The organism is Rhodoferax sp. GW822-FHT02D07 (assembly GCF_058802405.1).
Genome location: NZ_JBXAOD010000006.1, coordinates 78,539 through 89,808, shown reverse-complemented (window position 1 = coordinate 89,808; position 11,270 = coordinate 78,539). Strand labels below are relative to the sequence as shown.

Here is an 11,270-nt window from a genome sequence, read left to right as displayed (position 1 = left end):
CTTCACGGACAATCGCCCCATGGCTATCGGCAACTACATCAAGGAAATCGGACGCGGCAAGGACGGCGCCCGCGCCCTCACGCGCGCGCAGGCCGACGACCTGTTCGGCCAGGTGCTGGACGGCACGGTGACCGACCTGGAAGTGGGCGCCTTCTGCCTGGCCATGCGCATCAAGGGCGAGACGGCCGAAGAGGCCGCCGGTTTTCTGGACGCCACGCACCGCCGCATGGCGCGTCTGCCCGCCAGCGCACGGCCTGTGGTGGTCATCCCCAGCTACAACGGCGCGCGCAAGCTGCCCCTGCTCACGCCGCTGCTGGCGCTGCTGCTGGCGCGCGAGGGCCTGCCCGTACTGATCCACGGCACCGCCACCGAAGACCGCCGCGTTTCCATAGACAAAGTGCTTCTGGCCCTCGGTATTCCTGCGCAAGCAGCTATCAAAAGCGTAGCACCCGGCACGGTCAGCTTTGTCCCCACCGCGCTGCTGAGCCCCAGCCTGCAGCGCCTGCTGGACGTGCGCCGCGTGGTCAACCTGCGCAACCCGGCGCACAGCCTGGTCAAACTCATGAACCCGGTGGACGGCCCGGCTCTCATCGTCAGCAGCTACACCCACCCCGAATACGCCATCTCCATGGCCGACACCTTTGCGCTGGTAGAGGCCAACGCCCTGCTGCTGCGCGGCACCGAGGGCGAGGCCGTGGCGGACCCGCGCCGCACCCCCAAGATGCAGGCCTTTGTGCACGGCCAGGCCACCGAACTGCAGGCCCACCAAGGCGGCACGCTCACCGAGCTGCCTGATCTGCCCACCGCCATTGATGCCAACAGCACCGCCACCTATATTGGGGATGTGCTGGCCGGCAAGCAGCCCCTGCCCACCCCCATTGCCCAGCAAGTGGCGCACATCGTGCACTTGCACAGCCGCCTTTGACGCACCGGACACCGCCCATGACACACGATCTCTCCAGCACCCCTTCCAGCGGCCAGGTCACCCTGGTCGGTGCCGGCCCGGGCGACCCGGAGCTGCTCACCCTCAAGGCCCTCAAGGCCATCCAGCAGGCCACCGTGCTGCTGGTGGACGATCTGGTGAACGACGCCATCGTGGCGCACGCCAACCCCGGCGCACGCGTGGTCCATGTGGGCAAGCGCGGTGGCTGCAAGTCCACGCCCCAGTCCTTCATCGAACGCCTCATGATCACGGCCGCACAAGAGGGTGAGGCCGTGGTGCGTCTCAAGGGCGGCGATCCCTTCATCTTCGGCCGCGGTGGCGAAGAGGTGGAGCACCTGGAGGCTGCGGGCATCCGCGTCTCCGTCATCAACGGCATCACCGCCGGACTGGCCGCCGTCACCTCGCTGAACGTGCCGCTCACCCACCGTGAACACGCCCACGGCGTGGTCTTCGTCACCGGTCACGCCAAGCCTGGCGACGCCGGCACCGACTGGCCTGCACTGGCCGTGGCGGCCCAGCAAGCCAAGCTCACGCTGGTCATCTACATGGGCGTGAGCGGCGTAGCAGACATCCAGGCCGGCCTGCTGCAGGGCCTGCATGCCGACACGCCTGTGGCCATCATCCAGAGCGCCAGCCTGCCCACGCAGCGCCATGCCGCCTGCACGCTGCGTGAGCTGCACAGCACCATCGCCCGTGAACAGTTGGCCAGTCCCAGCGTGATCGTGGTGGGCGATGTGATGCAGGGCCTGCTCGCTGCGGGCCTGCCCACGTCGGCAGCCTTGCGCAGCGCCTGAGCGGCCTGCGCCCGGCGGGGCAAACCGCAGTAGGATCGCCCCTGACCTCCGACAACAAACCACAGGGATAGGGACGACATGCTTGAGAAACTCAACGAATTCACCGAGGGCCACGGCGCCCTGAAAACAGGCCACGGCCTGGTCACCGGCGTGATTGCACTGGCGCTTGGCATCCTGTGCTTTCTCGGTGTGCTGGCCTTTCACTTTCCGCAGTACCTCACCACGCCCATGCTGCGCCAGAGCTATGACGTGGACCTGATCCGCAAGCTCATGTTCGGCGCGATGGTGATTGCCGGCGGCATGTCGCTGGTGAATGTGCTGTTCAACCGCGCGCGCTGGCTGTCGGGCTTTGCCTTTTTGCTGGTGGCGCTGACCGCCCTGCTGGGCGGCAGCAAGGTGCCGGTGAACGACTTTGCCGACCACACGCCCTACATCGGGCTGGACTGGTTCATCCTGGACCTGCTGGGCTCCTCGCTGATCTTCATCTTCGTCGAAAAGCTGTTCGCGCTGCGCAAACACCAGCCCGTGTTCCGCCCCGAGTGGCAGACCGACTTCCACCACTTCATCGTGAACCACATGGTGGTGGGCTTCATCATGCTGGCCACCAACCTGCTGGTACACAAGCTGTTCGGCTGGGCCGCTAAAGACGGTATCCAGGCCTGGGTGCGCGATCTGCCCTTTGTGGCCGGCGTACTGCTCATCATCCTGGTGGCCGACCTGGTGCAGTACTGGACGCACCGCGCTTACCACGAAGTGCCCCTGCTGTGGCGCCTGCATGCGGTGCACCACAGCACCAAGCACATGGACTGGCTGGCCGGTTCGCGCCAGCACATCGTCGAGCTGCTCATCACGCGCACACTAGTGCTCGCGCCCATCTTCGTGCTCGGTTTCTCCAAGGATGTGATCGACGCCTACATCGTCATCGTGGGCTTCCAGGCCGTGTTCAACCACGCCAACGTGAGCGTACGCCTGGGCCCGCTGCGCTACCTCATCGTCACGCCCAACTTCCACCACTGGCACCACTCGCAAGACGACGAGGCCATCGACAAGAACTACGCCGCGCACTACGCCTTCATCGATTACCTCTTCGGCACCGCCGTGAAATCCGATCGCAAATGGCCTGACCAGTACGGTGTGGTGGGCGACTATGTGCCCAATGGCTTCATCAAGCAGTTCAAGTTTCCGTTCGTCTGGAAGGGCTAGGGTAATTACCTGGTTTGGGCATTGTTTTTGCTTGAGGAACTCCACGCGAAAGGAGTTCCTACCATGATGCCCAGCCTTGCGACCTCGCCCACGACAAGCACCACACTTCCTGCCCGCGTTACCCCCACACGGCCCAGCACCGCGGCCCCGATTTCCGACCTCAACCTCGCTGCGCGCCAGCGCATGCTGTCGCAGCGCATGGTCATGCAAACGCTGCTGGCTGCGGGCGGCGATGCGCACCAGCTCAGCGCCGCGCGCAGCACCTTCGAACTCTTCCGCGACAGCCACGCGCGTCTGCTGGGCACCATGGCCCACTACGATGCACCCAGCGCTGCCAAACTGCATGCCGCCTACGAAGGCCCAAAGGGCGTGAACGCCACCATCCAGTCCTTCATGGACCTGATGCGCACCGCGCTGGAGTACATCGCCAAGGGCTCGCCCCAAACCCAATCGGTGCTCGAATCCATCGTGGATGCCACGGACGGCGTGCTCGAAGCCTTGAACGCCGCCACCAATGCTTTCGATGCCGTCACCAAGGCTAAGGCCGACCTGCTTTTCAAGGAGCTCACCGGCATCGTTTCCGACATCCACACCATCGCCCGCGAGGCCAAGGTGGTGAGCTTCAACGCCCAGGTCATGGCCGCCCGTGCGGGCAACCAGGGTCGCGAATTCGCGGTGGTGGCCAATGTGCTCTCGGGCATCAGCACCGAGATCGACGGCCTCTCTCGCAAGGCGATTGATCTGGCGGACCGGAACCGGCAGCACGCCTGAATTCTTCTCCGGCGAGGTCGCAGCGCACCGGGGACCGCAGCCCGCCGCTCATGCGCCCTGCCGGTCGCAAAATCGCGCCAAACTGCGGCCCCCGGCACGCTGCTGCGTGGCGTGACAAGACCTCTCCTCTACACTGCCGCCCATGCACAGTTTTGACGTGGTAATCGTGGGTGCCGGCGCTGCCGGCTTGTTTTGCGCTGGCGTGGCAGGCCAGCTGGGCCTCAAAGTGCTGGTCATCGACCACAGCGAACGCGTGGCCGAAAAAATCCGCATCTCCGGCGGCGGCCGTGCCAACTTCACCAACCTTGACGTCACCGCAGCCAACTTCCTCAGCGAGAACCCGCGCTTCGCCAAATCCGCCCTGTCGCGCTACACGCCGGCGGACTTCATCACGCTGGTGAAAAAGCATGGCATCGCCTTCCACGAAAAGCACAAGGGCCAGCTCTTCTGCGACCGCTCGGCCGAAGACCTGATCGCCATGCTGCTGGCCGAGTGCGCTGCGGGCGGCGTGGAGCGCTGGCAGCCCTGCGGCGTCAAAGCCATACGCTTTTTGGCCTCCAGCCCCCATGGACAGTGCACAAGCAGCTATGAAATTGAGAGCGATCGCGGCACCATCCACTGCGGTGCCATTGTGGTGGCCACGGGCGGCCTGTCCATTCCCAAGATAGGCGCCACCGATTTTGGCCACCGCATCGCCAAGCAGTTCGACCTTCCGGTCACCCCCCTGCGTCCAGCACTGGTACCGCTCACCTTTGACGAAACCGCCTGGGCTCCGTTTGCCCAGCTTTCCGGCCTGTCCCTGCCCGTAGACATTGCCACCGGTACCAAGAAGACCGCCATGGCCTTCCGCGAAGACCTGCTCTTTACCCACCGTGGCCTCAGCGGCCCGGGCGTACTGCAAATATCAAGCTACTGGGTAGAAGGCACGCCCATCCGCCTGAACCTCGCGCCCACCGTGAACCTCGCCCACCACCTGCTGGACGCCAAGGCCACGTCGCGCAAACGCATAGCCAACGAACTCGCAGGGCTGGTGCCCAGCCGCCTGGCCGATACCTGGGTAGACCAGGGCAAGACCTGGGGCCACGACTGGCAGCGCCCCGTGAACGAGGCCAGCGACAAGGCCCTGAACGCGCTGGCCGAGCATCTGGGCCGCTGGGAGCTCACCCCCACGGGCACCGAGGGCTACCGCAAGGCCGAGGTCACCGCCGGCGGCGTGGACACCAAGGTGCTCTCCAGCCAGACGCTGGAGAGCAAGCAGCCGGGCCTGTTTTTCATTGGGGAAGTGGTCGATGTCACTGGCTGGCTGGGGGGCTACAACTTCCAGTGGGCCTGGTCCAGCGCCCACGCCTGCGCCCAGGGTTTGGCAGCACGGCTGAAAACGCTATAATGTTGGACTTTTCTGGCAGAACCCCCGTCGGCCAATACTAGTTACAGATGGGGAAACCGCTGAGCGAGGCGTGTGGGGCCCGATCTTCCCCCCAGGCTCACCGCCAGCACATTTTGGAATTCATTACGTAATGACAACGATCCGTGTAAAAGAAAACGAGCCCTTTGACGTCGCACTGCGTCGCTTCAAGCGCACTATCGAAAAACTGGGCCTGCTGACCGACCTGCGCGCCCGCGAGTTCTACGAAAAGCCCACTGCCGAGCGCAAGCGCAAGAAGGCAGCTGCCGTGAAGCGCAACTACAAGCGCATCCGCAGCATGCAGCTGCCCAAGAAGCTGTACTAAGCTTCCCGGCCCCGGAAACGCCCTGCGTTTCCGCGCTGCCCAAAGCTCGCCTGGGGACGCTCCGGCGGGCTTTTTTCTTTTCAGACCCTGTTTCCCTGATTCGTCCCTTTTTCATCCAGGAGCCGCAATGTCCCTCAAAGACCAGATCACCGAAGACATGAAAACCGCCATGCGCGCCAAGGACAGCGAGCGCCTGGGCACCATCCGCCTGCTGCTGGCCGCCATGAAACAAAAGGAAGTGGACGAGCGCGTGGTGCTGAACGACGCCATGGTTGTGGCCATCGTGGACAAGCTCATCAAGCAGCGCAAGGACAGCGTCGAGGCCTTCCTCAAGGCCGAGCGCCAGGACCTGGCCGACAAGGAAAGCGCAGAAATGAAAGTGCTGCAGGCCTACCTGCCCCAGCGCATGTCGGCAGACGAAGTGCTCGTGGAAGTGAAAGCCATCGTGGTAGAGCTGGGCGCTGCAGGCCCTGGCGACATGGGCAAGGTGATGGGCGTGGTGAAGACCCGCCTGGCCGGCAAGGCCGAAATGGCTGCGGTGTCTGCCGCCGTCAAGGCAGCACTGGCAGGCTAAGAGTCCGAGCAGTCCGGCGCCTGCGGCGTCAGGGCTGTACTTTCACCATGGAAGTCACGGCACTGGCCAGCGCGCGGCCAGGGTTCAGATTATCCAGAAACTCCAGCTTGAGCATGTAATCCCCCGCGGGCGGGGCCAGCCAGGTTTCAGTCTGGCCATCGGTAAAGTCCAATTCCGCGTTACCCGCCTTACCGCTCACCGTGAGACGGAAGTGGCCAGTGTCCTTCTCCTGCTGGGACACATGGGCCACATTCAGCCCCGAGGCATGAAACTGCACGCGAAACGGTGCTTTCAGCTCGGCCCCCGCCAGCATCAGCGCCAGCCCCGGCTGCACCAGCGTCTTGGGGTCGGTGGTGTTCTTCTTGGTCACCGTCACCTTGAGCGGCTTGCTGTAAACGAAGTGCGGCAAATGCTTGTCATCGGCCAGCAGCATGCGCAGCGTGTAGGTACCGGGCGCCAGGGTCAGCACAGTCTCCATCTGACCCTTGCCAAAGTGGATGTACTGCTCGTTAAAGGGCAGCGCAGCCTTGAAATCCAGCGGCAGGTCGCGATTGACCAGCAAATGGTGGTGTCCGCTCTTGCCCTTCATCGGCTTGGCAATGGGCGCCAGCCCCCAGCCGCCCGAGAGGCCAAACTTCAGCACAAATGGCGTCTCGATGCTGTCGCCGGACTTGAGGTTGGTGAAATATGCCTCCGCCGTGCCGGCGGGTGCTGCAGCTTGCCAGGGGTGCAAGGGTTTGGGCGCCGGCGCACTCGCCGTTTGGGCCTGGAGCGACGCCCCCACCAGCAGTGAGCCCACGCCCACCATCCACGCAAAAGCACGCATAAACACCTCCCTGGTCTTCTTAGCTGCCTGCCACTTTCATCCGGTTGATGAGCACCGAGCCCACGGTCTTGGCGCCGTAGTTGTAGGTATCCGCGCCCACGGCTTGAATGCCCTTGAACATGTCCTTCATGTTGCCGGCAATCGTGATCTCGTGCACGGGAAACGCGATCTGGCCCTTCTCGATCCAGAAGCCGCTGGCGCCGCGCGAGTAGTCGCCGGTCACATAGTTCACACCCTGTCCCATGAGCTCCGTCACCAGCAGACCGGTGCCCAGCTTCTGCAGCATGGCGTCCAGGTCATCACTGGCGCGGGTCAGGCGGGAGGTGAACGTCAGGTTGTGCGAGCCACCGGAGTTACCGGTGGTCTTCATGCCCAGTTTGCGTGCGGAATAGCTGCTCAGGAAGTAGCCCTGCACCTTGCCGGCGTCCACCACCTTGCGCGACTGAACGCGCACGCCCTCGTCGTCAAAGGGCGAGCTGCCCTTGCCGCGCAGAACAAAGGGATCTTCAAAAATGTCGATGTGCTTGGGGAACACGGTCTTGCCCAACGAGTCCAGCAGGAAGGTGCTCTTGCGGTACAGCGCACCGCCGCTCACGGCTTGCACAAAGGCTCCCAGCAGGCCAGCGGCCAGCGGCGACTCGAACAACACCGGGCATTCCACGGTGGCGATCTTGCGCGCCTTGAGGCGGCTCAGTGCGCGCTCGGCCGCGTAGCGGCCCACGGCTTGGGGCGAGGCCAACTCATCGGCAGAACGCATGGAGCTGTACCAGGCATCGCGCTGCATGTCGCGGCCCTTGCCCGCAATGGGCGACACCGACAGCGAGTGGCGCGAGGAGGCGTAGCCACCGCGGAAGCCGCGCGTATGGGCGCTGAAAAAATGTGATTGCTGGGCAGAGACCGCTGCGCCCTCGCTGTTAGTGATGCGTTTGCTCACGCCCAAGGCGGCGGCTTCGCATTCCAGCGCAAGGCGTGCAGCCTCTTCGCTGGTCACGGCCCAAGGGTGAAACAGGTCCAGGTCGCGCTCGCGGGCGTCAACGGGCACGATGTCCTCAGCCTCGGGCAGGCTGGCAAACGGGTCTTCGGCAGTGAAACGGGCAATGTCGTAGGCCGCGCGCACCGTTTGGGCGATGGCAGCGTCCGAGAAGTCGGAGGTGCTGGCGTTGCCGCGGCGGTGGCCCAGATAGACAGTGACGCCCAGGGACTTGTCGCGGTTGCGCTCCACGTTTTCCAGCTCGCCATTGCGCACGGACACGCTCAGGCCGCAGCCTTCCGACACATCGGCGCCGGCGTCCGTCGCACCCAGCTTTTTGGCCTCGGCCAGCGCGGCGTCCACCCGGGTCTCGAAAAAGGCGCGGGTGTAGGCGAAACCGTTGCCGGCAGCGGGAGAGGAGACGGGGGTTGGGGAGCTGTGCCCAGAGGCGGAGGTGGGTTTCTTCATGGCGACGGCTATGATACTTGGCTATGTCACGCAAACTCAAAAAAGGCTATTACGTCAAAGGCCAATTCGTTGCCGAGGGCAGCGCACTGGACCTGGAGTACAAGCGCGAACTCAAGGGCACGGACGAACCGACCCGTACCGACCTCAAGAAAGAAAGCGATGCGCTGCAGAAGCTGGGTGAAGACCTGCTGACCCTGCGCGCCGAGCTGATGACCAAGCTGGAGCTGCCCGACCGCCTGGTCGAAGGCGTGGCCGAAGCCAAGCGAATCACCAATTTCGAAGGCAAACGCCGCCAGATGCAGTTCATCGGCAAGCTCATGCGCAAGCTGGAGCCCGCCAAATGGGACCAAATCCGCGCTGCGCTGGAAGAACAGCACATGCCGTCGGCCAAGGAAACCCTGGTGCTGCACCAGGCCGAGCAGTGGCGCGACCGACTGATTGCCGATGACGATGCCGTGGGCCAATGGCTCAACCTGAGCCCCGACACCGACAGCCAGCAGCTGCGTGCCCTGGTCCGCCAGGCCCGCAAGGACGCCAAACCGGAGAAACCCGGCGAAGCCCAGCGCCATGGCCGGTCCTACCGCGAAATTTTCCAGCTGGTGCGCGAAGCCTTGCTGGCTAACCAGCAGACTGCCGGCGACACTACATCCGAGGTGGACGACGAGGGTGACGGGGACTGAGCACAGCCATGGCGACCAGCTACGAACCGGCCCGCATCGGCATCGTTTCCATCAGTGACCGCGCCTCCAGCGGCGTCTACGAAGACAAGGGCCTCCCGGCCCTGCAGGAGTGGTTGAGCCGCGCGCTACACAACCCGCTGCAATTCGAAGCCCGGCTGATTCCCGACGACCAGAAGACCATTGAAGACACCCTGATCGCCCTGGCTGATGCCAAATGCGCCCTGGTGCTGACCACGGGCGGCACCGGCCCGGCGCTGCGCGATGTCACGCCAGAAGCCACGCTGGCCGTGGCCGACAAGGAAATGCCGGGTTTTGGGGAGCAGATGCGCGCCATCGGTCTGCACTTTGTGCCCACCGCCATCCTCTCCCGCCAGGTCGCGGTCATCCGCAGCCAGACGCTGATCATCAACCTGCCGGGTCAGCCCAAGGCGATTGCCGAGACGCTGGAAGGCTTGAAGGACGCGGATGGCAAGCAGATCGTGCCCGGCATCTTTGCTGCCGTGCCCTACTGCGTGGACCTGATTGGCGGGCCCTATCTCGAAACCGAGGATTCAGTGTGCAAGGCATTCCGCCCCAAAAGTGCGGTGCGACCGCAGCAAAGCTAAGTCTCACGCGCCTAGCACCCATAAAAAACGGCCGCGAGGGCCGTTTTTTTATTTCCCGATCAATTGGTTGAGCTTCTCGGCTTCAAAACACTCCTTGCGCGCCGCATCCTTGGGCACGCAATCACTGTCGGCAAGCTGGGCCGACAGCTGGGAGACGGCTTTCCACAGTAGCGCAATCTGGTGGTCCTGGCCGGAAGCGCTGTCGACCAGACCACGCAGGGCCTGACTCACCGGGTCGTCGTCCTGGGTGATGCCATAGGCGCTGAACTTGCGCTCGGTGCCAGTCACGTCGGCGCTCACGCCTTCCTTGCTGGGGATGATGCGTGCCGGGATGCCCACGGCCGTGGCGCCCGCGGGCACGGGCTTGATGACCACCGCATTGCTGCCGATCTTGGCGCCATCACCCACCTCAAAGCCCCCCAGCACCTTGGCGCCGGCGCTGACCACCACGTCCTTGCCCAGCGTGGGATGGCGCTTGGCGCCCTTGTAGAGGCTGGTGCCGCCCAGGGTCACTCCCTGGTAAATCGTGCAGCCGTCACCGATCTCGGCAGTCTCGCCCACCACGGTGCCCATGGCGTGGTCAAAGAACACGCGCTGCCCGAGCTTGGCGCCGGGGTGGATTTCAATGCCCGTGAAAAAGCGCGACAGGTGCGAGATAAAGCGCCCCAGCCACTTGAGCCCGTGCGTCCAGCACCAGTGGGCCGGGCGGTGCAGCACCACGGCGTGCAGGCCGGGGTAGCAGGTGATGACCTCCCAAGTGGTGCGGGCGGCGGGATCACGGTCCAGAATGCACTGGATGTCAGAGCGGATACGGGAAAACATGGCGCGAAGTCTATCCTTTTGCACCAATCTTGCTGTCTATAGCCACCAAATCCGCACCCTTGGCAGGTGCTTGCGCGCTCTGCTGCAGGATGGCTTTGGCAATGCCACGCAGAATGTGGATCTCTTCCTGTGTGACTTGGGCGCGGTTGAACAGGCTGTTGAGCCGGGGCATGAGCTTCTTGGGCGCAGCCGGGTCCAGAAAGCCCAGCGCCACCAGTGACTGCTCCAGATGCCCCAGCATGCCGGCGACTTGGGCAGCGTCCGCCAGCGCGCTGGACGCGGTAGCTGCTTCCACCCCAAACCCGCCCAGCGCCAGCCGCCATTCGTAGGCAATCACCTGCAAGGCAGCGCCGATATTGAGCGAACCAAACTGAGGGTTGCTGGGGATGGAGAGGCAGACATGGCAACGGTACACGTCTTCATTGCGCATGCCAAAGCGTTCGGAGCCGAACAGGAAGCCTACGCCTGCGGGAGTAGCTTTTGGGGTCAAATCACCCTCTAGCCCATTTGGAATATGCGCGAGCAGCTCTCCTTTTGATAGCAATTCAAAGTGCTGTCGTGGAGTGCGCGTGGGCGGACCGAAGTCGCGTGGCGTCATCGCCGTGGCGCAAAGGTGGTCCACGCCATCGAGCGCCTCGTCCAGCGTGTCCACAATGCGGCACTTGGCCAACACATCCAGTGCCCCGCTGGCGCGCTGGATGGTTTCCTCGCGGCGCAGCACATTGGCCCAGCGCGGCGCCACCAGCACCAGGTCGTCAAAGCCCATGGTTTTCATGGCGCGGGCGGCAGCGCCCACATTGCCGGCGTGGCTGGTATTGATAAGAATGAAACGGGTGTGCATACGAGGTCGGAGTCAGGCGGAACGGGACGGTTTTGGGGTCTTA

At 64.0% G+C, this 11,270-nt stretch carries 13 protein-coding genes; 9 read left to right on the top strand and 4 right to left on the bottom strand.

From position 1 onward, the window contains the following. Window positions 1-19 precede the first annotated feature (19 nt). From ybiB to AC1RNN_RS14375, 7 genes are all read left to right on the top strand, one after another. Window positions 20-925: a DNA-binding protein YbiB gene (gene ybiB, locus AC1RNN_RS14405; protein ID WP_493089964.1), complete on the top strand. Its 906-nt coding sequence runs from the start codon at window positions 20-22 to the stop codon at window positions 923-925. A 17-nt stretch (window positions 926-942) separates the two neighbouring features. Beyond that, window positions 943-1,737, top strand: a complete 795-nt coding sequence (gene cobA / locus AC1RNN_RS14400; protein WP_493089965.1) for a uroporphyrinogen-III C-methyltransferase — start codon at window positions 943-945, stop codon at window positions 1,735-1,737. A 78-nt stretch (window positions 1,738-1,815) separates the two neighbouring features. Then, the gene (locus tag AC1RNN_RS14395; RefSeq protein WP_493089966.1) at window positions 1,816-2,940 is read left to right on the top strand and encodes a sterol desaturase family protein; all 1,125 of its coding nucleotides are present in this window, start codon (window positions 1,816-1,818) and stop codon (window positions 2,938-2,940) included. A gap of 63 nt (window positions 2,941-3,003) precedes the next feature. Beyond that, window positions 3,004-3,711, top strand: a complete 708-nt coding sequence (locus AC1RNN_RS14390; protein WP_493089967.1) for a methyl-accepting chemotaxis protein — start codon at window positions 3,004-3,006, stop codon at window positions 3,709-3,711. 142 nt (window positions 3,712-3,853) lie between these two features. Further along, window positions 3,854-5,098 (top strand): BaiN/RdsA family NAD(P)/FAD-dependent oxidoreductase, encoded by a 1,245-nt coding sequence (locus AC1RNN_RS14385; protein ID WP_493089968.1) that lies wholly within the window; start codon window positions 3,854-3,856, stop codon window positions 5,096-5,098. A gap of 130 nt (window positions 5,099-5,228) precedes the next feature. Beyond that, a complete protein-coding gene (gene rpsU / locus AC1RNN_RS14380) occupies window positions 5,229-5,441 on the top strand; it encodes a 30S ribosomal protein S21 (protein WP_006296472.1) in 213 nt (70 codons plus the stop codon). A gap of 127 nt (window positions 5,442-5,568) precedes the next feature. Further along, the gene (locus AC1RNN_RS14375; RefSeq protein ID WP_493089969.1) at window positions 5,569-6,015 is read left to right on the top strand and encodes a GatB/YqeY domain-containing protein; all 447 of its coding nucleotides are present in this window, start codon (window positions 5,569-5,571) and stop codon (window positions 6,013-6,015) included. A 28-nt stretch (window positions 6,016-6,043) separates the two neighbouring features. Here AC1RNN_RS14375 and AC1RNN_RS14370 read toward each other — a convergent pair whose 3' ends face one another. Further along, window positions 6,044-6,841, bottom strand: coding sequence for a DUF4399 domain-containing protein (locus AC1RNN_RS14370; RefSeq protein ID WP_493089970.1), 798 nt, complete (start codon window positions 6,839-6,841; stop codon window positions 6,044-6,046). 19 nt (window positions 6,842-6,860) lie between these two features. After that, a complete protein-coding gene (gene pmbA, locus AC1RNN_RS14365) occupies window positions 6,861-8,279 on the bottom strand; it encodes a metalloprotease PmbA (RefSeq protein ID WP_493089971.1) in 1,419 nt (472 codons plus the stop codon). A gap of 23 nt (window positions 8,280-8,302) precedes the next feature. Here pmbA and yjgA point away from each other — a divergent pair, with 23 nt between their 5' ends. Then, window positions 8,303-8,959, top strand: a complete 657-nt coding sequence (gene yjgA / locus AC1RNN_RS14360) for a ribosome biogenesis factor YjgA (protein WP_493089972.1) — start codon at window positions 8,303-8,305, stop codon at window positions 8,957-8,959. 8 nt (window positions 8,960-8,967) lie between these two features. Further along, window positions 8,968-9,564, top strand: coding sequence for a molybdopterin adenylyltransferase (mog, locus tag AC1RNN_RS14355; protein ID WP_493089973.1), 597 nt, complete (start codon window positions 8,968-8,970; stop codon window positions 9,562-9,564). Window positions 9,565-9,612: 48 nt separating this feature from the next. Here the strand turns inward: mog and cysE are convergent, their stop codons facing one another. Together cysE and AC1RNN_RS14345 are read right to left on the bottom strand one after the other, a co-directional pair. Next, window positions 9,613-10,386, bottom strand: a complete 774-nt coding sequence (cysE, locus tag AC1RNN_RS14350) for a serine O-acetyltransferase (protein WP_493089974.1) — start codon at window positions 10,384-10,386, stop codon at window positions 9,613-9,615. Window positions 10,387-10,396: 10 nt separating this feature from the next. Then, window positions 10,397-11,227: an RNA methyltransferase gene (locus AC1RNN_RS14345; RefSeq protein WP_493089975.1), complete on the bottom strand. Its 831-nt coding sequence runs from the start codon at window positions 11,225-11,227 to the stop codon at window positions 10,397-10,399. Window positions 11,228-11,270 lie beyond the last annotated feature (43 nt).